Genomic DNA, 22666 nt, shown 5'->3' with positions numbered 1-22666 from the left:
ACAAAAGTGTAGTGGTGATGGCAAAAAGGATACACCTGTAACCATGCCGAACACAGAAGTTAAGCTTTTTAGCGCCGAGAGTAGTGAGGGGTTTCCCCTTGTGAGGGTAGGACGCTGCTACGCTTTGTATCACACGGAGGTTTAGCTCAGCTGGGAGAGCACCTGCCTTACAAGCAGGGGGTCAGCGGTTCGATCCCGTTAACCTCCATTTTTTTATGACTCGTTAGCTCAGTTGGTAGAGCATCTGACTTTTAATCAGAGGGTCACTGGTTCGAGCCCAGTACGGGTCACTTGTTAGCCAAGGATGATTATTCATTCCTTGGCTTTTTTTATTTTTCTATAGATTTAGATACTAGTTACGGTATTTTTTTAATTTATTGGTTAAGATAGGTCAAAAAATTGTCATTGTGTCGACTTTTTTGTATAATAAAGGTCAGACTTAGTCAATAAGTTCAGGTCTAAAGGTGGTGTATATCCTGAATGAGTAATAAAAACATGTCTGATATTATCGAGCAGTATTTAAAAGAGCTATTAGAACAAGAAGATGTTATTGAAATTCGACGATCTGAAATAGCAGAACATTTTAATTGTGTACCATCTCAAATTAATTATGTTATTAACACACGTTTTACAGTTCCTAAAGGATATAAAGTTGAAAGTAAGCGTGGTGGTGGTGGTTATATTAGAATTGTGAAAGTCAATTTATTTAATCACCATCATAGTTTTCAGAATGTGTCTCAGGTAATTGGTACTAAGTTGAGTGAGAGTGAAGGTATTGCTATTCTAGATGGTTTATACCACAGTGAATTTATAACAAAACGTGAGCGTGATTTACTTAATACTGTTTTAAAATTAAATGGTGTAAGTAGATCAGTTGAAGAACAGATATTAAGAGCTAGCTTAATGTCTGATTTATTGGAAAGATTAGGTTATGAAGAATAGGAGTTGAGAAAACATGGCTGAATTATTTACAAAAAGAGCGGAGAAAGTATTGGATTATGCTCAAGAAAGTGCTAAGTTTTTTAAACAAGCATCAGTTGGTACAGAGCATTTACTTATTGGCTTAATGATGGAAAGTAAAGGAATAGGTGGTAAAGTTCTAAGACAACTTCCTATTGATATAGAAGATGTTAGAGACGAAATTGAGTTAACTTCTCAGTATGGTGATTATAAAGTTAAAAAAGGTGTTCTTTTACCATACTCTCCTCGTGCAAAAGATGTGTTAGCTTTTGCTAAGGAAGAGGCAATGCGTAGTAAAGCTCCAAGTATTGGTACAGAGCATATTCTTTTAGGACTTGTTAAAGAAGAAGATATTTTAGCTGCTAGAATTTTAACCAATTTTGGTGTGGAATTGACAGAAGTGAGACAGACTATTTATGAGCGAATAGGGGCTATTGATCAGAATAAGAATGGGAAGAAAAAGAGTATATCAGTACCCCATGGGCCCAATGGTAGTACGCCAACTCTTGACTCATTAGCTAGGGATTTGACAGCGAGGGCTAGGGAGAAGAAATTAGATCCTTTAATTGGTCGTGATATAGAAGTTCAACGCCTTGTTCAAATACTAAGTCGTAGAACAAAAAATAATCCTGTTCTAGTTGGGGAACCTGGTGTTGGTAAAACAGCTATTGCTGAAGGATTAGCTCAACGTATAGTTGATGGTAAAGTTCCTAAAGATATGATTAACAAGCGTTTAATGATGCTTGATATGGGTTCAGTAGTCGCTGGGACTAAATATCGTGGTGAATTTGAGGACCGTATGAAGCGCTTGATCGATGAAATTTATCAAGATGGTGAAGTAATTTTATTTATTGATGAATTACATACTTTAATTGGAGCTGGAGGGGCAGAAGGGGCCATTGATGCTTCGAATATTTTAAAACCTGCCTTAGCTCGTGGTGAATTACAAACAATTGGTGCGACAACACTTGATGAGTATCAAAAATACATTGAAAAAGATTCTGCTCTAGAGCGTCGCTTTGCTAAAATTTTAGTAGATGAACCTACTGAAGAAGAAACAATTCAGATTTTAGAGGGATTGAAATCACAATATGAAACACATCACGGTGTAGCCATAACTGACGAAGCTATTGAAGCAGCAGCTAGGTTATCAGTGCGATATATTAGTGATCGTCAATTGCCAGATAAAGCAATTGATTTAATGGATGAAGCAGCAGCTAAGCTTAGATTAGAGCATTCACAAAAACCATCTCCAATTGTTGTACAACAAGATAAATTAGCTACTATTTATAAAGAAAAAGAACAAGCGATTATTGAGCAAAATTTTGATAAGGTTGTCAGTATTAGAGAGCAAGAACAAAAAGAGCTAGATAAGTTGGATAAACTAGTGAAAAAGCAAGAAGAGAATCGTCACTCTTATGATGCAAAAGTAACAGAGGAAAATATTATTTCAGTTGTTTCTCAAACGACTGGTATTCCTTTGAATCAGCTTGATAAAAAAGATAGTGAGAAGTTACTTGACTTAGAAAATACTTTACATAAACGTGTGATAGGTCAAGATGAGGCAGTTGCTACTGTTTCTAAGGCGATCAGACGTGCTCATAGTGGCTTGAAAGACCCTAATAGACCAATTGGCTCATTTATGTTCTTAGGGCCTACTGGGGTAGGTAAAACTGAGTTAGCTAAGACTATTGCGGATGTAGTATTTGGTTCTGAGGATGCTCTTATTAGAGTGGATATGTCTGAATTTATGGAAAAACATAGCACTAGCCGTTTAGTCGGCTCACCTCCTGGTTATGTTGGTTATGATGAAGGTGGCCAATTAACTGAAAAAATTCGTCAAAAACCATATTCTGTTATTTTACTTGATGAGGTAGAGAAGGCTCATCCAGATGTGTTTAATATTTTATTACAAGTCTTAGATGATGGCCATCTGACCGATGCTAAGGGTCGAAAAGTTGATTTTAAGAATACAATTATCATTATGACTTCAAATATTGGAGCAACTGCTCTGCGTGATGAAAAAACTGTTGGTTTTGGCATAGGTGATAAAACGACTTCTCATAAAGCTATGAAATCTCGTATTATAGAAGAGCTTAAAAAGGCTTTCCGTCCTGAATTTTTAAATCGTGTGGATGAGACGATTGTTTTCCATTCATTGGATAAAGAAGAATTACATCAAATTGTAAAAATATTAAGTAAAGATATTATCACTAGATTAAAAGAACAAGAGATTACATTAAAATTAACACCTGCAGCAATTGATGTGATTAGTCAAGAAGGGTTTGATCCTGAGTACGGAGCAAGGCCAATTCGCCGTGCTTTGCAAAAAGAAATTGAAGATAGGTTAAGTGAGTTACTACTATCTGGTGAGCTTGAAACAGGGGATACAGTGACTCTTGGTGCGACAAAAGGTAACATAACGACAAAGGTAAAAAAAACAGTTTTAAATTAAAATAAACAGGTGTTAGCTATAACGGCTAGCACTTGTTTTTTTGTGATGGAATTGAAAAAGTTGGTTGTTCTATGTTAGGATAAACGTGGTTAAAATGTAGAGGAGTATAGATATGATTGAGATAAGTACAAGTGTTGAGTCACTTGAGCAGGCCAAAAGATTAGTAACATTAGATATTGATGTGTTATATGTAGGAGAAGAAGAGTTTGGTTTAAGGTTGCCATACAATTTCACAAGGTCTGAATTAAAAGAAGTAGTAAAATTGGCACATAAGCATGATAAGAAAGTTAGGGTAGCAGTGAATGCTATTATGCATCCTGAAAAAATGGAAAAAATTCCTGAGTATTTGGCTTATTTAGAGTCAATTAATGTAGATGATATTGTAGTGGGTGACCCTGGTGTGATCTATGTGTTAAGACGAGATGGGTATAATTTACCTTTTATTTATGATGCAGCAACGATGGTGACAAGTTCTCGCCAAATTAATTTTTGGGCAAAAAAAGGAGCTAGGGGGGCTGTATTAGCTCGTGAAATACCTTTTTTAGAATTAGAGGAGATTGCTAAAGAAGCTAGTGTATTTTGTGAAGTGTTAGTGTACGGAGCAACATGTATCCACCACTCAAAGCGACCACTTGTTTCTAATTATTATTCATTTACAAAACAAAAAGATGGTGTGGGAAAATCTAAAGGATTATTTATCTCAGAGCCAAAAGAAGAAGACACTCATTATTCAATTTATGAGGATCAACATGGTACCCATATTTTTGCAACAAATGATGTTGATTTAATGCTTGAGACAAGTGATTTAACAAGTGCTGGGTTGACTCATTGGAAATTAAACGGGATGTATACTCCAGGTGAGGATTATTTGAAGATTTTAGAGTGTTTTATTGAAGCGAAGCATTTAATTGAGACAGGTAAGTGGAGTACGGATGAGGTGAGTCGTTTACAAGAGGTAATTGAAGCACATCATCCAGTTGGTAGAGGGTTAGATACAGGATTTTATTATTTAAATCCAGATGAGATTAGGTAAGGAGAACAAATATGACAACAAAGTTAAAACGTCCTGAAGTATTAGCACCAGCTGGAACATTAGAAAAATTAAAAACAGCGATTCATTACGGAGCAGATGCAGTTTATATTGGCGGTAACGCATATGGTCTTAGAAGTCGTGCTGGTAATTTTACTTATGATGAGATGGCAGAAGGTGTAGCTTTTGCTAAAGAGCACGGAGCTAAAGTGTATGTCGCGGCTAATATGGTAACTCATGAGGGAGATGCCAAAGGAGTTGGTGAATTTTTTAGAGCAATCAGAGATGTGGGAATTAGTGCTGTGATTGTTTCAGACCCAGCTCTCATTGAAATTTGTATTACAGAAGCACCAGGATTACCTGTTCACTTGTCTACCCAGTCTTCAGCTACAAATTTTGAGACTTTAGAGTTTTGGAAAGATGAAGGTTTGGAGCGTGTGGTGTTGGGGCGAGAAGTATCGATGGATGAGGTAGCTGCTATTAGGGAAAACACAGATATTGAAATCGAAGCCTTTATTCACGGAGCGATGTGTATTTCTTATTCAGGTAGATGTACGTTATCTAATCACATGTCTATGCGAGATGCCAACCGTGGTGGCTGTTCTCAGTCTTGCCGCTGGAAGTATGATTTATATGATATGCCGTTTGGTGAGGAACGCAGAACAAGAACGAATACTGGTGAAGTTAGTGAGCCGTTTTCAATGAGTGCTGTGGATATGTCGATGATTGAACATATTCCTGATTTGATTCAAAATGGTGTGGATAGTTTTAAAATCGAAGGGCGGATGAAATCTATTCATTATGTGTCTACGGTATCAAACGTGTATAAAAAAGCTGTGGATAGTTATATGGAAGACCCTGAAAACTATGTCTGTAAACAAGAGTGGATTGATGAGTTATGGAAAGTAGCACAACGTGAGCTGGCAACTGGTTTTTACTATCATACACCAACAGATGAGGAACAGTTATTTGGTGAGCGTCGAAAAATCCCTGTTTATAAGTTTATTGGTGAAGTCTTGTCTTATGACACAGAGACAGGTATTGCAACGATTAGACAACGTAATCATTTTAGGTTAGGTGATGAGATTGAATTTTACGGTCCAGGATTTACCCATTTTGAGCAAAATATTGCTATAATGTGGAATGAAGACGGAATTGAGATAGAAAAGGCACCAAATGCCATGATGATTGTAAAAATGCCCGTTGTTCACCCAGTCAAACCTGGAGATATGATTCGTAAGAAAAAATAAGGGAGATGTGAGTATGGAACAATTTGATTATATTGTAATTGGTGGAGGAAGTGGTGGTATTGCTTCTGCTAATCGTGCTGGAATGTACGGAGCACGTGTGTTATTAATTGAAGGGCAAGCCCTTGGGGGAACGTGTGTGAATGTGGGTTGTGTCCCTAAAAAAGTGATGTGGCAAGCTTCAGAAGTTAGTACGACACTTAAAAAAGAAGCCTATGACTATGGTTTTGATGTGACTACTCACGGATTTGACATGGCTCGTTTAGTTGAGAAGCGAGATAAATATATCGACCGTTTACATGGTGTATATATGCGTGGTTTAGAAAGTAACAAGGTGACAGTCATTAAAGGGTATGCTCGTTTTGAAGATAACAATACGGTAGAAGTTAACGGGGAGCGTTACCAGGCTGATAATATTTTAATAGCAACAGGTGGTGAGATTGTTCGCCCTAATATTCCTGGTGCTGAGTATGGTATTGATTCAGATGGGTTCTTTAAGTTAACTGAACTACCAAAACGCGTGGTGGTTGTTGGTGCAGGCTATATTGCAGTTGAGATTGCTGGAGTGCTTCACGGGTTAGGAAGTGAGACTCATCTGGCATTTAGAAAAGAAACCTTTTTAAGGGATTTTGATTCAATTGTCATCAATGGTTTGACTGAGAGTTATGAGAAACAAGGCATTCATTTACATGCTCACTCTGTTCTAAAACAAGTGGAAAAAGTTGAGGGTGGTTACGTGATCACGTTTGAGAATGGGAATACGATTGAAGCAGACGATATTATTTGGACAATTGGTAGAAAACCCCGACTAGATCATATTAACTTGGAAAAAACAGGTGTTGAATTGACAGATGAAGGTGCTATTAAAGTAGATAAGTATCAAAATACAACACAACCTGGTATTTATGCTGTGGGTGATGTGATTGATAAAATTAATTTAACGCCAGTAGCCATTGCAGCAGGTCGTCAGTTATCTGAGCGTCTATTTAATGGTAAAACCGATGCCCATATTGATTATCATACAGTGCCAACGGTCGTATTCTCTCACCCTGCTATTGGAACAGTTGGTCTAACAGAAGAAGAAGCTCGTCAAAAATATGGTGAGGATGTGAAGGTCTATACGTCTAAATTCACGCCAATGCAATATGCGATTACTGATTTTAGAGATAAATGTTCAATGAAGTTAGTTTGTGTGGGTGAGTCAGAGAAGGTTGTTGGTCTTCACGGTGTGGGTGTTGGTATGGATGAGATATTACAAGGTTTTGCTGTAGCTATTAAAATGGGTGCAACAAAAGAGGATTTTGACAAGACCGTTGCTATTCATCCAACAAGTGCTGAAGAGTTTGTGACGATGCGCTAAGGTTTTGCAAACAACCCTAGATTAAAGTGAATATTACTTAATAAAGGCTTAAATTTATTTTGAAAGACACTGACATCTAGGGTATAATTATGGTGTTTGTAAATTATTTTTTATACTTATATTAAGGGAGGATGACAAATGGATATAACAAGTTTAGCACGTTTTCAATTTGGGATGACGACAGTCTTTCACTTTTTCTTTGTGCCTATGTCTATTGGACTAGCATTTGCAGTTGCAATTATGGAGACTATGTATGTAGTCAAAAAGGATAAAATATATAAAGATATGGCAAAATTTTGGGGGAATTTATTCCTTTTAAGTTTTGCTGTTGGGGTAGTCACAGGGATTATTCAGGAGTTTCAGTTTGGTATGAACTGGTCTGAATACTCACGTTTTATGGGGGATATATTCGGGGCACCTCTTGCGGTTGAAGCGCTTTTAGCTTTCTTCTTAGAATCAACATTTATTGGTTTATGGATGTTTGGTTGGGATAAATTTAGTCCTAAGGTTCATGTGGTATTTATTTGGTTAGTATCACTTGGGACAGTATTATCTGCTTTATGGATTTTAGCTGCGAACTCATTTATGCAGCACCCAGTAGCTTACAAAATCAATGAAGCTTCAAATCGTGCAGAGCTAACTAGTTTTTCAGGTTTATTAAAAAATCATCAGTTGTGGCTTGAGTTTCCACATGTGGTCTTTGGAGCAGTTGTTACAGGTGGGTTTATCGTAGCGGGTGCCTCAGCTTGGAAAATGTTAAAAGGAAGCGACACAGAATTCTTTAAAAAATCAATGAATATTGGACTTATTTTAGGTTTAGTAGGTTCTATTTTAACAATTGGTGCTGGGCATCAACAAATGATTGTCGTTGGTGAAGATCAGCCAATGAAATTTGCTGCTATGGAAGGTATTTATGAGGATACAGGCTCACCTGCTCCTTGGAATATTGTAGCAGGAATTGATACTAAAAATAAAGAAACAAAATGGGAAATTTCAGTACCATATATGTTAACTTTATTAGGTGGTCAAGAAAGTTATGTGGGAATGGATCAAGCAAGTAAAGACCTACATGATGAGTATGACGCAAAATTTGGAACAGATATGAATTATTATGTACCAGTTAAGACTTTGTTCTGGGGCTTTAGATTCATGGCAGGATTTGGGACTTTAATGGCCTTAATGGCTGTTGTAGGATTAATCCTTCTGCATAAAGATAAGTTAGAGAAGATAAGATGGTTATTATGGCTATTTGTAGCAGGTATTACCTTCCCGTTCATCTCAAATACCTTTGGTTGGTTAATTACTGAGATGGGCCGTGCGCCGTGGACTGTTTACGGATTATTCACCATTGAAGACAGTGTCTCACCTGGTGTTAGTGCTACGTCACTGTTAATTAGTAATATTACTTACTTTGTCTTATTTGCTTTCTTAGGTTTTGTGATGTTTATTTTTGCAAAACGTTTTGTTAAAAAAGGACCTTACTACGTAGACCCTTCAGAGGCTCGTAAGGCTGGTATTGATCCGTTTGCTAAGGAGGTATTCTAATGACAGGTTTAGAATTTTTATGGTTTATTTTAGTTGGGATCTTGTTCATAGGCTTCTTCTTCTTAGATGGGTTTGATTTTGGTGTTGGTATGAGTGTGAAGTTACTTGCTAGAAACAAACGTGAGCGTGATCAAGTGATTCAAACAATTGGACCTGTTTGGGAAACTAACCAAGTCTGGTTGATCACAGCTGGTGGAGCAATGTTTGCTTCATTTCCTGATTGGTATGCATCACTATTTAGTGGTTTCTATTTAATTTTACTCTTTATTTTAGTTGGTTTAATTATCCGCGGGGTATCATTTAAATTTAGAAGTAGCTCTGAAAATGCTAAAGAACGTAACCTTTGGGAGTGGACATTCCTTATTGGTAGTTTACTAGCACCATTCTTATTTGGAATGCTATTTATTGATTTAGTTCAAGGTTTACCACTTGATGCGTCTAAAAACGTGATGCACGCCACGTTTACTGATTACGTGAATTTATTTGCGATTATTGGTGGGGTTGCGATGACGTTAATTAGTTATTTACATGGTTTAAACTATTTACGTTTAAAAACAGAAGGGGTTATTCGTGAGCGTGCTCTAGCGAGTGCTAAAAAATTATACCCAGCTTTATTTGTTGGTTTAATTTTGTTTGCCATCTTCGCTTTCATTAAAACAGATTTCTTTACAGAAAGATTTACATCATCACTAATTTTACTAATCTTAATCGTCATCTTTGCTGTTATGGCAGCATATGGCACGTATAAAAATAAAGAAGTGTTATCATTTATCTCTACTGGTTTAATTTTTGCAGGTATTGTAGCCTTCTTATTCAACGGGTTATTCCCACGTGTTATGATTGGTCAAAATCCAGAATATAGTATGCTTATTGCTGATTCAGCAAGCACACCATATACATTAAAAGTGATGACGATTGTCACTTGTATTTTACTACCAATTGTTTTAATTTATTCAGGTTGGAGCTACAAGAAATTTTCAAAACGCGTTAAAATTGATAGATAAAGGAGTCGTCCTAATTGATTGATAAGAAATTATTTCGTATTGACAATATTAGGCCGGTCTTAATGGGGCTTGCAGGGTTAGGAATCCTGCAAGCCTTATTAATTATCGGGCAGGCCTATTTTTTATCCCTTGGTATTAGTTCTTTATGGAAAGGTTCAAGTGTATCGTCTCAGATGACACCTGTGGTTCTTTTTTTTCTATGTTTTTTCCTAAGACAAGTAGTTGTCTTTATTCGTGATAAAACATTAGATACTTATGCTTATAAAGAGTCTAAAAAAATTAGACAACAATTGTTAGAGAAAATCTTTCGCTTAGGCCCTAACTTTGTTCAAAAAGAAGGCACAGGAAATATGGTAACAATGGCCATTGAAGGAATTGACCAACTTGAGAATTATTTGACGTTAATCTTACCAAAAGTGACAAACATGATGGTTATTCCTTGGATTATTTTAATTGTTGTGTTCACTCAAGATGTTAGATCAGGAGTTATTTTACTTTTAGTTTTTCCAATTATTATTATTTTCATGATTATACTAGGTTACGCTGCTAAAGCAAAAGCCGATAGACAGTATGAGGGGTACCAATTGTTAAGTAATCATTTCCTTGATTCTTTAAGAGGTCTTGAAACATTAAACTTTTTAGGATTAAGTAAAAAATATGAGAAAAATGTCTACGAGGTGAGTGAGGATTACCGAAAAGCTACTATGAGTACTTTAAAAGTTGCGATTCTTTCTACATTTGCTCTAGATTTTTTTACAACGTTATCAGTGGCGATTGTAGCAGTCTTTTTAGGGTTTAAACTAATGAATGGACAAATTGATTTGTTTCCTGCTTTGACCGTCTTAGTACTTGCCCCAGATTTCTTTTTACCACTAAGAGATTTTTCAAATGACTATCATGCTACTCTTGATGGAGGTAATACTCTAGAGTCGATTTTTACGATATTAGATAAGCCAGAGCTGGCTGATAATTATGATTTAAAGATTACCAATGTATGGAGTAACACAGATACACTGACATTAAATAAGACGAATGTAGACTATAAATTGACTCAAGCAGAACATACATTATCAGATATTTCGTTTAACTGGCAAGGTATGGGTAAAATTGGTGTGGTTGGTTTGTCTGGTTCAGGTAAATCAACATTGATAAAACTTTTAGGTGGTTTTTTAGAAGCAACTGAGGATAGTATTGAAGTAAACGGAGATAAGGTAAGTAATTTACATATTAAATCTTGGCAAGAGCAACTCTTTTATGTCCCCCAAGATCCTTATATTTTCCATGGTACGCTAAAAGAAAATATTATATTTTATAAACCAGAAACGACTAAGAAAGACTATGAACTGGCAAGTCAGCAAGCTGGATTAATGGATTTAGTTGAAGAATTACCTCATGGTTTTGATACGATGATTGGTGAAGGAGCACATACATTAAGTGGCGGACAATATCAACGTGTGGCCCTAGCACGTGCTTTTCTAGATCAAGAGCGAAAAATATTACTCTTTGATGAGCCGACAGCCCACTTGGATGTGGAAACAGAAGCTGATTTAAAGAAAACCATGTTGCCTTTGTTTGATAATAAACTCGTCTTTTTTGCTACTCATAGACTACATTGGATGAGAGAGATGGATTACATTATCGTGATGGAAGATGGTAAGATTGTAGAGCATGGTAAGTATCAAGAATTAAGAGCTAAAAACGGGGCATATCAACGTTTTGTTAATGAATTAAAAGGAGGACTGTAACATGAAAGATCACCGTTTATTATTTTCAAAAGATGATCATTGGGTTCGTCCCTTCTTCAAAAAGTACCGTGGTTTACTAATATTAGTATTGTGTTTAGGTTTTTTAACTTTCTTTTCAGCCTCAGCCTTGATGTTTACCTCAGGTTATTTGATTAGTAAATCAGCAACAAAACCTGAGAATATTTTATTAGTTTATGTCCCTATTGTGCTAACGAGAGCTTTTGGTATTGCTAGACCTTCATTTCGCTATGTAGAGCGTTTAGGAAGCCATAACTGGGTCTTGAAGATGACTTCAGACATTAGGGTGAAATTATATCGCTCTCTTGAAGTGGAAGCTGCAACAGCTACAAAAACATATCAGTCTGGTAGTCTGCTTGGGATACTTGCTGAGGATATTGATCATATTCAAAATCTTTATTTAAGAACGATTTTTCCAGCCTTTATCTCAATTATTTTGTATGTATTTGTGGTGATTGGCTTAGGTTACTTTTCTCTACCCTTTGCAGGGTTGACTTTTATTTTGCTAGGTGTGATTTTATTTATTCTACCCCTTGTAGCGATACTTGTGAACAATGCTAAAGTTTACCGTAAAAAGGCTAAGAAACATGCATTATATAATGATTTGACAGATGCTGTTTTAGGTGTTGGAGATTGGCAATATAGTGGTCGTTATCAAGATTTTTTAACAGAGTATAATAAGGCGGAGTCAAAAGTTAGAGATGAAGAAAAAAGCATGCGTCGGTTTAGTCGTGGTGAAGCTTTAGTGAAACAGTTAGTTTTTGGTGTCATTGCAGTCTCCTTATTTATCTGGGCAGGTAATTATTTTGCTCAGTTTGGTGATCAGGCATCTTTAAACTGGATTGCAGCCTTCGTGTTAGCCTTTTTTCCTTTACTAGATGCTTTTGCTCCTGTGAGTGACTCTGTTAAAGAGCTGCCTATGTATGAAGACACAGTGGAGCGCTTATCAACATTACCTAACCCTGATGTACCAACGATAAAAGAAGAGCTTCCTCCAATTAGGTTAGAGCATAGGGATATTGAATTTCAACATATTAGTTTTACATATCCTAATAGTCAAAAAGAAATCTTACATGACTTTAGTTATCACATTAAACAAGGTGATGTAGTAGCAGTTTTAGGAAAAAGTGGTACGGGAAAAACAACTTTAACCCAGTTACTTCGAGGTGATTTAGCTCCTTTAAGTGGTGAGGTATTAGTTGGCGGGATTTCTGTGAGTGATTTACCTGGAGAAAAATCTAGTTATTTTGGTGTGTTAAATCAAAACCCATATTTATTTAATACGAGCCTAAAAAATAACATCCAACTTGGTAATCTCGAGGCTACAGATGAGCAAATCCAACAAGCTATTAATCAAGCTGGTTTACGTCCTGTTGTTGATAAATTACCAGATGGTGTTGAGACTGTGGTCGAAGAAAATGGGAAACGTTTTTCTGGTGGAGAACAACAACGTATCGCTCTAGCCCGTATTTTGTTACAAAATGCCCCTATTATCATTATTGATGAACCGACAATCGGTTTAGATCCTCTAACTGAAAAGTACCTACTTGAAACAGTTTTTGAGACATTAAAAGGAAAAACGGTTATTTGGATAACTCACCATTTAGTCGGTATTCACCACGCAAATGAGGTAGTTTTCTTAGAATCAGCTCAGATTGAAATGTCAGGAACACCTCATCATTTACTAGAAACAAATCAGCGATTTAAGGAGCTATATGCTCTTGATGTCTACGATGAGTAGGTATTTGCCAATCTTTAATAGCTACATTTTTTCTTTTAAAATAGAAATAAAAAATATTGAGATTTTAGTCGCTATATTAGGGGAAACGCCTTTACAATAATTTATATAAACGTTAATATTATATAAAAGATTAATTTTTATATAAATGAATGATGAAAATGGGAGGAGTTCGCAAGTTATGTCTTTAAATGAATTATCAATTGATACACAATTATATCAAGATGAAACAAGAGTCCCAAGTGAAAAAAGTATGATTTTATTACCAAGACAAAATGTAGCTGTGCAAAAGAATCAGTTATTACTTAAATGGTCAAATACTCAAATAGACTTATCACAACGAGCAGTTGATCAAGCTGCCCATGTTTTTTTCTCGGAGTGGGCTAAAGCATTTCCATTATATACCATTGATCGTGCTTTTTTAGATCAACAAGATCAAAGTACAATCGAGGTATTAATAACCTTTGACTCGAGTAGCTTGTTTTCAAATACTCAAATTAGAAATATTAAAATGAATGCGCCATTAATGTTAAAATCTGCCTTACAAACAGTCGCCGATGCAACAAGTGCTAGTCGTGTTTGGTCACCAAATAGCTTATCTACGACTCCATCATTTGGTATACAAGATACACAAGTAGATGTTAATCGTGATCTACAGTTTAAAATTAATGAGCTACATGAAAAAAATAACCAACTTCAATATGATTTACAAAAAAATAAATCTGAAGAATTACGTTTGAAAGAGATGACTAATGAATTATTAAATAGATTAGAACATCAGCAACGTGATTTGCAACAAATGCAGGATATGGTTCCTAGTGATCGTTACCAACAAGTTATCTCAAGTAATGAAGACTTAACTAACCAACTACATCAAAGTCAGCAAGAGTTAATAGTACGCCAATCAGAGGTTCATGACTTAACTAATCAATTATCTGATAATAATCAAGCTATGGAACGTTTAAAGCAAGAATTAAATCAAGCCAAACAAGATTATGATCGTAATTTTAAACAATTACTTCAAGAAAATGACTTATTACAAGAAAATTTAATGAAGCACCAAGAAACTGAGATAGATTTACAACAGCAACTTCAAGTTAATCAAACGGAAATTTTGACATTAAAAAATGAGATGGCTGAGTTGAAAATCGAAACAGGACATGAAGTGGAAGGTATTCGTCAGCAAAACCAACACTTACAGCAAGAAAATGATGATTTACGCTTAGTGATGAGTGAAAATCAAAGACTTGAAGAACAAGTGCAAACAGATTTAAATGATGCCTTGACTGAAATCGCTCAAAAAGAAACACGTATTCAGCAATTAGAGCAAGAAAATGCGTTATTAGTACAAGAATGGTCAATAGAATATGAGCAACTGTCTCATGAAAAACAACAATTAGAGATGCAATTAGACTCACTAAATCAACTACTTGTTAAAACGCAAAATGAAGTGAGTCGTCTTGAACAACAAGTAACACAACAAGAGCAATTGGTCCAACAAACTACGTTATCAAAACAACGTATGGGACAAGAATTACGACAAGAAATCAGTCATAAAGAAAATCAAATAGCTCAAGCAGCTCGTGATCAAAAAGAAGAAGTTAATGTTTTAGTTAACCGCTTAGATAAACAACAAGAGTTAGTGAATACGTTAATGGATAATCAAAAAACAACACAGTTGAAATGGCAAGAAAATTATAATCGCTTAGAAAGTAATTATCAAACAGCTACTGAGACAATTCGCCAATTAGAACATGATTTACTCTTAGCTAAGCAAGGGGCAAAATCTAGTGTAAGACCTAGTTATGAGCCACCAGTAGTAGAAGTACCGATAGTCACTGAGCCAGTTGTCGAGCCAGAAGCTGTTACAGAAGTGGTAGAAACAGTAGTTGAAGAAGTGAAGCCAGCTGCTTTACCAACTTATTCAGATGACGAGTTAGATCATGACTATGAAGAAGTTGTTTTAGTAGATGATGAAGCGTATGAGTATTCAGATGATGATTTAGATGATGATTTAGATGATGATGATTTAGATGATGATGATTACGATCATGAAGATGATTACGATCATGAAGATGATTACTATAGTGGTGATGATTACGGTTATGATTATGGTGATTATGACTATTCTGATTATGCAAACTATGACGAGTCAGATGACATCATGGGTTATGATGCTGAAAATCTTAAGGGTGATGTCGATGAATTATTTGATCATTTAGATGAAGATGATGAAATCGTCAAAATTAAGAAAAAAGAATACTTAGTGTATGAGGATCAACTGACTGTCTTAGAAGAAAGATGGTATGATTTGGGTGATGCTGATCCTAAGTTTAGAGCTTGGATTGAGCCTAAAATGAAAGGGTTCAAGCGCTTCTATAAATATTTAGATGAAGACGTGACACCTCCAAAATTCTTATCTCGTTCTTATAAGATGGATGAGAGTGTGTGGAATAAGGTTCAAGCTTATGCTTTAATCAGTCGACATATTAAAACAATTCTAGAATTAGAAGAATAATAAATATCCTCCAATAATGGCTCTTTGTCAAATCGGACTGATGAGACAAATATTGAAGATGATGAATTTGAGAATTTTCTCAAATTCATCATCTTTTTTAGTTATTCAATTGTGACAAGGCCATTTATCATAAAAATTCTTATCCTCATATTACTAAAAGATTTGAAGCCATAAGATACTCTTTTTAATGTCTTAATATGAGTATTTTTAGCTTCTATTTTTCCGTTAGAATACTTGTACGTTAAAGCATTACGAATCCCTTCTTCATAATTAATTAGATTTTCAATTTTCTGTTTAAATAGTGGATTTAAGGTAGTCGGTAAGTTCTTTAATAAATCAAAAAATGAGTCTGGATCTTTATTTCTAAAGTGATAGGTTAATAATTGAAACACGCCATAGGCTTCTTTTAAGTCTGTAGAAAATGATAAAAGACGATCAATCATCATTGATTCTGTTAGAGGGGGAAACTTAGGTGAAGGAAAGCTTCTCCAATTTTTATATTCTGAACTAGAAACAGTCATTTGATTCTTTAATAGGTATTTCCAATTTACTTTTAGCTTATTGGCTTCAGAACGCTGGTGATTCTTTATTAATTCTTTCATTTCCCTGACTCTAAAGTCATTAAAAGCTTGATTTAAGTGTTTAACGATATGAAACCTATCAATGACTAAAGCTGCACAAGGAAAGATTTTTTTAGTTAACTGAAAATAAGCCGCATTCATATCTGTCACTAGAAATTTTACCTGTTCTCGTTTCTCCTTGGGAGAACGATTGAAGTAATTCATTAGTTTATCAAGTCTACGACTAGGAAGAACATCAACCAGTTCACCGGTTTCACCATTGGCACAAATAAAACTCATTTTATCTTCATAGGTGGCATGAGATCTGAATTCATCAACCATTAGAACTTTTGGAAAAGAGCGTGGTTTAAGCGTTTCAGGTAAATGTTTTTCAACAGATTTAAGGACCCTTATAACGGTTGTGAGCGATACATGACATATCTTAGCGATAACGGTCATTGATATTTTCTGAGTTAATAATTCTAGTATTCTAAATGTTATGAATCGACTAATAAAACAATTTTCTTCAACGATAGAACATTGAGTTGTCCAATGTTGGTGGCAGTTTTTACAAAAATATCGTTGTTTTTTTAGCTTTAAAATAGTTGGAATGTTTTGATATGATTCCAAACGAATTGTCACTTCTTTTTTCCCATTTTTTACAATGGTTTTCTTTTCATCTGCATCGTTCGCATGAGACTGACAATACTTACAGGCCGTAAGCTTAGGTGAGTAGGTACCAGTGATAATTAATGTGTTCGCACCTTTGTATTTTCCTTCTTCAACACAAGTTAAATTTAAATCTTCATCTTTAATTCGCAACATTTTTTTGATATGATTAGTCATGACATGTCGTCCTTTCTATTTAAGATTTTGGTTAGTACTTTAATTTTACTAGATAGACGACATGTTTTTCTACTTAAATAAACTAAAATAGGGCTGATGAATCAAAAAATGATTCATCAGTCCTATAAATTATAGAGCCCCAATAATAGAGTGTGTGCTCTGTTGTTGGGGGGTTATTTTTAAAAATTTGAAAATAAAAGCAAGTTAGGCCTTTACAAAGGTAGTCATACTTTGCTAAATTTAGTGTTAGAACGTTTATAAAGGGGATATATTATGGAATTATTGTTAACAATCATCTTAATTATTTTTAGTACGAAAGTGGCAGGGAATTTAGCGACAAAAATTGGTCAGCCAGCTGTTTTAGGGAAATTATTAATTGGTATTATCATTGGTCCAGCTGTGTTAGGTTGGGTTACCAATACGGAAATATTTCATGAATTCTCAGAAATCGGTGTGCTCTTGTTAATGTTTTTAGCAGGGCTTGAAACAGATGCTGATCAGTTAAAAGCTAACTGGAAACCTTCTGTTGCAGTAGCCATTTTAGGTGTTATTATTCCATTTGCTAGTGCTTTTGCTCTAGGAGAGGTTTTTGGTTTTTCATTAGCTGAAGGGATATTTTTAGGGGTCTTATTCTCAGCAACTTCAGTTAGTATTACCGTTCAAGTATTAAAAGAATTAAATGTCTTACAAACAAGAGAGTCTACGACTATTTTAGGGGCTGCTGTTGTAGATGATATTTTAGTGGTTACCCTACTAGCCTTTGTGATGTCTTTTATGGGAAATGAGGGACCAACAGAATCTATTCCTGTTTTATTACTTAAAAAAGTGATCTTTTTCGTATTAGCCTTTGTTGTAGGGGTTTATGTTGTTCCTAAGTTTTTAAAATTTTTCTCTAAGTTTAATGTGACTGTTCCAGTTACCTCAGCTGCCTTAATTGTAGCCTTTAGTTATGCCTATGTTGGTGAGTGGTTAGGTATGGAAGGCATTATTGGTACGTTTTTAGCTGGTCTTTTCATCTCTCAAACTGACTTCCAACATGAAGTAGAAGAGACAGTTGAGCCGATTGCTAATGGTTTGTTTGTTCCATTCTTTTATGTCAGTGTAGGAATCAGTATTTCCTTTGTTGGTGTCATGAGTCAAATTTGGTTCTTAATTGCTTGTACACTAGTTGGAGTATTATCTAAATTATTTGGTAGCTACTTTGGTGCTCGTGCAACAGGTTTTGATAAATTATCGGCACTAGCTGTAGGATCTGGTATGGTATCTCGTGGGGAAGTTGCTTTAATCATCGCCACAACAGGATTAGCTTCTGGCTTGTTATCTCAAGAGTATTACACATCAGTGATTATTTCAGTCATTTTAACAACTCTAATCGCCCCTCCAATGTTGAAATATTTCTTTACAAAAGACTTAAATAAATAAATGATGAAAAAAGAGGCCTAATAAAGGTCTCTTTTTTTAAAACGTGATACACTTAGTAAAAGGTAGTAGGAGGATGAAAAAATGAAGAGAGCTTATACAGGAGTGGGCGTTACTGCCTCTGGACCTTATTCTCATGCCGTAGAAAGTGATGGGTTTATTTTTTTCTCAGGGCAAACTGCTATGAATGGTGAGTTGCCTAGTTTAAAGAAAGAAAGTATCTCTAAGCAAGTTGAATTAGTTTTTGAGCATTTAGAGGCTGTGATGACAGCTTCTCAGGTTAGTTTTTCTGATGTGGTAAAGGTAAATGTCTATTTAACAAGTATGGCTTATTTTGAGGAGATGAATCACATTTATCAGGAAAAATTTAAAGATTCTTTTCCAGCTAGAACGTGTGTAGCGGTGAAAGAATTACCATTAGAGGCTGATGTTGAGATTGAGATGATTGCTAGAAGAAAATAAAAAAATCTGTCATAATATGACAGACTTTTTTATTTAGATTGACTCAACTATTTCCACTGTATCTACGTCAAATGATTCTCCTAAATCGTGGATACGTTTTTGCCATTCTTGAGGTGTTATTTCATTTTCTGTGATATAGCGATTACGTTCGTGAATACGACATTTATGCTCACAACCTCGAACATATTTTGCTTCATTTTCTTCTGAACATAAGATTTGGCGGTTACATTCTGGGTTACCACAATTGACGTAGCGTTCTTGTGGTGTTCCGTCAAACCAGTCTTTTCCAACAACAACAGGATCAACATGATTAATTGGTACACTAATACGCTCATCAAAAACATACATCACACCATCCCATAATTCACCTTGTACCTCAGGATCATTACCATACGTTGTGATACCACCATGAAGTTGTCCTACATCTTTGAATCCCTCACGGACTAACCAGCCTGAGAATTTCTCACAACGAATACCACCAGTACAATAAGTGACGACACGTTTATCCAAAAACTGCTCTTTATTATCACGAATCCACTGAGGCAAGTCTCTAAAGTTACGAATATCAGGACGGACTGCTCCTTTAAAATGCCCTAAATCATACTCATAGTCATTTCTAGCATCAATTACAATGGTATCATCATCTAGAATAGATTCTTTAAATTCTTTTGGAGATAAATACTCTCCTGTTAATTCTAGTGGGTTAATGTCATCTTCAAGTTTTAGAGAAACAAGTTCTGGACGGTGTCTCACAAACATTTTTTTGAATGCTTGCTCAGAAGCTTGATCAATTTTAAAGAAAGTATCTTTAAAACGCTCATCAGCATGCATCACTTCCATATAACGGTTGGTATTTTCAACACTTCCAGATAAGGTACCATTAATTCCTTCTTTAGCAACTAAAATACGACCCTTTAAATCAAGTGATTTACATAATTCTAGGTGCTCTTTGGCAAATAATTCTGGGTTTTCAATAGGGGTGTATAAATAATATAATAAGACTTGATAATTTGACACAATCATTCCTCCTTGAGTTTGTACGAAACAATTATAGAGAAAAGTGAATGAAATAGCAATATTTCTGATTATTTTCACAAAAAATATAGTTTTTTTATAAGAGAAATTAAGTTGACGATTTTCTTAATTCACGTTATCGTACTAGAGTAAGGCTAAAAGTAGCTGAAAGGAAAAAAGTAGATGGAAATATGGGAAGAATTAAAAAAACAGTGGCGCTATATGGATGGTGTGGTCATCATCTGTTTAATCATATTATCTTTTGTACCATACGTCGTTTTTGGTATGAATCAAAAAGCTGTCCCTACTGAAAATGGAACGATTGCCATTGTAACGATAAACGGTAAAGAGGTGGATAGGTTTGATTTAAATGACGAATCAGCTCATTTTGAGAAGACCTTTTATCCTGGGAAAGATAAATATAATATCATTGAGGTAGAGGGTAATAGAATAAGAGTTAAAGAAGATAATAGTCCTGATCAAATTGCCGTAAGAACTGGATGGATTAGTAAGCCAGGACAAACGAGTATTTGTCTGCCTCATAAATTAGTTATAGAAGTAAAAAATAAAAAACCAAGTCAAGATGATGATATGATTATTACTTATTAAAAGTAAAAAAAGCTAACAGTTATGTTAGCTTTTTTTTATATTATACTAAAGAGATAAATTGCTCCTTTAAGTCAAAGGCAAAGTCACCAGCATCTGCTCCAAATTTTTGGGAAGCATTTTCTAAACTAATCGTAAAGAATGTTAAGTTATGTTTAGCACGGATTAATAATTCTTTTTTATATACATCATAACCAACCCAGTAAGTAGTTGAGTCACATGATGTTGTGCCTTCATTTTCAATACCATTAGGAATAATCACCGCATTAAATGTTTCATATAGTGCTTTAAGAGCATCTGTGTCATGTGGTTGTGGCATCATATGTGTTAACATCGTAATTTTTACAAAACGAGATGGGCTTGTGTAGTCTCCTGGTAAGCCGATTAAACCAGATCCACTTTCAATATCTTTAATTAGGAGATCACGTAACTGTAAATCATCAATATTAGTTGATTTTAAGTTAACGTAATTTCTTAAGTTAGTAACATGCCAGTCATATGTAGGACTATTAGTCATCGTACGAGTCACATTATCATGAATTGTAAATTCACCATTATCCATTGGCTCTAAAACAATTCCTTTACCTGTGTGATCCATAAAGGTCATATGTAGAGGAAGAGGAGCATCTATTCCAACTTTTGAGCCTTCAACAATAGCTACTTGTCTTGCAAGGTACATAACATCACCAATTGTTTCACATTGGCTTAAGAAGAAAGTCACCATTTCATTCATTACTTGTGGTATTTTATCTTGTTTAACTAATTCTTCTTTTGTAGCAGTTGTTGCTTCTTCAAAGTAGAATAACCCACCAACTAAACCAGCGCTATTAATACCATCTAAAAGAGTTAAATTTTCTTTACCTAAACCTAATCCAATAATATCATAACCTGAATTGATTTCTTTCGAATAAAATTTAAGTGGCGTACCTTTAGGGAAGAAAGTTACCTTACCTCCAACTGAAAAATAATCTTGTGGAAAATCCATTGTTCTTGCCCAATACTGATTACCTTCAACTGATTCAATTGATGCGTGTGTACACATAAAAAAACCCCTTTCTATTTTTAAGTAATAAATATTATCACTATACTAATAAGTATAATATAAATACTTATAAAAACATGTTAAAAAACGTCGGGTGTAAGGGTGTAAAAAAAAGGTTAAAAAAGAGACTATGGTAACCATAGTCCAAGAGAAAATAAAATAACTTGGACTAAGGCAATGATACCTAGATTCTGAACAGCTAAGGAGAAAGTTTTAGTTTTAATTTGTTCCTTAGAAAAAGTTGAAACATTCTTCCATATTTTAGGGAAAACAAGCCATAACCCAAGTAAGGTAATCGGAACAATACCCATGATAGAGCTAATTGTTACGATAATAAAAGAAGATAGTACCAATATTTTAAAGAGCATAACTGCTCTTTTTTTTCCGATATAATAAACTAATGTGTGACGATTATTTAAAATATCCTCCTCAACATCGCAAGTATTATTTGCTAGCATTAAGTTAGAGATGGCAAGTGCTGTAGGTAAGGATAACATAATCACACCACCAATAAATTCCCAGTTAAATGAAACGAGGTCGTAGACATTAATATAGACACAAATTAAAGGAATAACAATACCCATAGTCACCCCAGAAGTGATTTCTCCGACTGGTAAACTTGATAAGGGTCTTGGACCTGCTGAGTAAAGAATCCCCATAGCGTAGCTAAATAGTCCTAACCATAAAATAATCCAGCTTGTTTGTGAAGCTAGATAGATTCCGATTATAGCTGAGCTGATTAAGGAAAAGCTCATCATGTTCTTGATTAAAGATAAAGAAAGATTTTCTCGTCCGATAATATTGGTTTCTTCTTTATAATCATGAATCTCAGTTGCATTGTGATAATCCATATAATTGTCCCAAATATCCACAAACATATTAAATAAAATCATAGATACAAAAAATAGAAGCATATAAAATGGTTTCACTTGCTCGTAGTGATACCATGAGTAAAGAAAACCCATTAAAAACGGAAAGACACTAGCTGCTTTAGCTTTTAATTCAATTAATTCTGCAAATACTTTAAAATTCATTAGTAAACTCCTTCACATTTTATCCACTGTTTATTATACTGTTAGAGAAGGGATTTATCAAAG

General features: G+C 34.9%; 17 protein-coding genes, 2 tRNA genes and 1 rRNA gene. 16 read left to right on the top strand and 4 right to left on the bottom strand.

Features of this window, described 5'->3' with window-relative positions; genetic code table 11:
- Positions 1-7: 7 nt before the first annotated feature.
- The 13 genes from rrf (at position 8) to VSF34_RS09420 (ending at position 15620) form a co-directional block, all read left to right on the top strand.
- A 5S ribosomal RNA gene (rrf, locus tag VSF34_RS09480) occupies positions 8-123 on the top strand.
- A gap of 12 nt (positions 124-135) precedes the next feature.
- Positions 136-208, top strand: a tRNA-Val gene (locus VSF34_RS09475).
- A 9-nt stretch (positions 209-217) separates the two neighbouring features.
- Positions 218-290 (top strand) — tRNA-Lys (locus tag VSF34_RS09470).
- A gap of 190 nt (positions 291-480) precedes the next feature.
- Positions 481-942, top strand: coding sequence for a CtsR family transcriptional regulator (locus tag VSF34_RS09465; protein WP_326717059.1), 462 nt, complete (start codon positions 481-483; stop codon positions 940-942).
- A gap of 13 nt (positions 943-955) precedes the next feature.
- Positions 956-3415, top strand: a complete 2460-nt coding sequence (locus tag VSF34_RS09460) for an ATP-dependent Clp protease ATP-binding subunit (RefSeq protein WP_326717058.1) — start codon at positions 956-958, stop codon at positions 3413-3415.
- A gap of 112 nt (positions 3416-3527) precedes the next feature.
- A complete protein-coding gene (locus VSF34_RS09455) occupies positions 3528-4448 on the top strand; it encodes a peptidase U32 family protein (RefSeq protein WP_326717057.1) in 921 nt (306 codons plus the stop codon).
- Between the two features lie 11 nt (positions 4449-4459).
- Positions 4460-5695 carry a peptidase U32 family protein gene (locus tag VSF34_RS09450; protein WP_326717056.1) on the top strand — a complete coding sequence of 412 codons (1236 nt, stop codon included), beginning with the start codon at positions 4460-4462 and terminating at the stop codon, positions 5693-5695.
- Between the two features lie 13 nt (positions 5696-5708).
- Positions 5709-7052, top strand: coding sequence for a glutathione-disulfide reductase (gene gor / locus VSF34_RS09445; RefSeq protein WP_326717055.1), 1344 nt, complete (start codon positions 5709-5711; stop codon positions 7050-7052).
- 138 nt (positions 7053-7190) lie between these two features.
- On the top strand, positions 7191-8597 hold the full coding sequence (locus VSF34_RS09440) for a cytochrome ubiquinol oxidase subunit I (protein ID WP_326717054.1): 1407 nt from the start codon (positions 7191-7193) through the stop codon (positions 8595-8597).
- Positions 8597-9601: a cytochrome d ubiquinol oxidase subunit II gene (gene cydB, locus VSF34_RS09435; protein ID WP_326717053.1), complete on the top strand. Its 1005-nt coding sequence runs from the start codon at positions 8597-8599 to the stop codon at positions 9599-9601. Before VSF34_RS09440 ends, cydB begins: the two co-directional genes overlap by 1 nt.
- A gap of 14 nt (positions 9602-9615) precedes the next feature.
- Positions 9616-11346, top strand: a complete 1731-nt coding sequence (cydD, locus tag VSF34_RS09430) for a thiol reductant ABC exporter subunit CydD (RefSeq protein WP_326717052.1) — start codon at positions 9616-9618, stop codon at positions 11344-11346.
- Position 11347: 1 nt separating this feature from the next.
- Positions 11348-13105 carry a thiol reductant ABC exporter subunit CydC gene (gene cydC, locus VSF34_RS09425; RefSeq protein ID WP_326717051.1) on the top strand — a complete coding sequence of 586 codons (1758 nt, stop codon included), beginning with the start codon at positions 11348-11350 and terminating at the stop codon, positions 13103-13105.
- A gap of 178 nt (positions 13106-13283) precedes the next feature.
- The gene (locus VSF34_RS09420) at positions 13284-15620 is read left to right on the top strand and encodes a coiled-coil domain-containing protein (RefSeq protein ID WP_326717050.1); all 2337 of its coding nucleotides are present in this window, start codon (positions 13284-13286) and stop codon (positions 15618-15620) included.
- Between the two features lie 101 nt (positions 15621-15721).
- On the opposite strand, the gene VSF34_RS09415 is transcribed toward VSF34_RS09420, so the two are convergent.
- Positions 15722-17026, bottom strand: coding sequence for an ISL3 family transposase (locus VSF34_RS09415; RefSeq protein ID WP_326717049.1), 1305 nt, complete (start codon positions 17024-17026; stop codon positions 15722-15724).
- Positions 17027-17299: 273 nt separating this feature from the next.
- On the opposite strand from VSF34_RS09415, the gene VSF34_RS09410 reads away from it, so the two are divergent.
- Positions 17300-18448, top strand: a complete 1149-nt coding sequence (locus tag VSF34_RS09410; protein ID WP_326717048.1) for a cation:proton antiporter — start codon at positions 17300-17302, stop codon at positions 18446-18448.
- Between the two features lie 81 nt (positions 18449-18529).
- Positions 18530-18907: a RidA family protein gene (locus tag VSF34_RS09405; RefSeq protein ID WP_326717047.1), complete on the top strand. Its 378-nt coding sequence runs from the start codon at positions 18530-18532 to the stop codon at positions 18905-18907.
- 33 nt (positions 18908-18940) lie between these two features.
- Here VSF34_RS09405 and trhO read toward each other — a convergent pair whose 3' ends face one another.
- A complete protein-coding gene (gene trhO / locus VSF34_RS09400; RefSeq protein WP_326718067.1) occupies positions 18941-19927 on the bottom strand; it encodes an oxygen-dependent tRNA uridine(34) hydroxylase TrhO in 987 nt (328 codons plus the stop codon).
- Positions 19928-20104: 177 nt separating this feature from the next.
- Here trhO and VSF34_RS09395 point away from each other — a divergent pair, with 177 nt between their 5' ends.
- The gene (locus VSF34_RS09395; RefSeq protein ID WP_326717046.1) at positions 20105-20530 is read left to right on the top strand and encodes a NusG domain II-containing protein; all 426 of its coding nucleotides are present in this window, start codon (positions 20105-20107) and stop codon (positions 20528-20530) included.
- A gap of 40 nt (positions 20531-20570) precedes the next feature.
- Here VSF34_RS09395 and VSF34_RS09390 read toward each other — a convergent pair whose 3' ends face one another.
- Together VSF34_RS09390 and VSF34_RS09385 are read right to left on the bottom strand one after the other, a co-directional pair.
- Positions 20571-21569: a linear amide C-N hydrolase gene (locus VSF34_RS09390; RefSeq protein ID WP_326717045.1), complete on the bottom strand. Its 999-nt coding sequence runs from the start codon at positions 21567-21569 to the stop codon at positions 20571-20573.
- A 128-nt stretch (positions 21570-21697) separates the two neighbouring features.
- The gene (locus VSF34_RS09385) at positions 21698-22603 is read right to left on the bottom strand and encodes a prenyltransferase (RefSeq protein ID WP_326717044.1); all 906 of its coding nucleotides are present in this window, start codon (positions 22601-22603) and stop codon (positions 21698-21700) included.
- Between the last annotated feature and the right edge of the window lie 63 nt (positions 22604-22666).

This window comes from Vagococcus jeotgali, assembly GCF_035918315.1.
Lineage (GTDB): Bacteria > Bacillota > Bacilli > Lactobacillales > Vagococcaceae > Vagococcus > Vagococcus jeotgali.
This window is presented reverse-complemented; position numbering and strand designations above follow the sequence as displayed.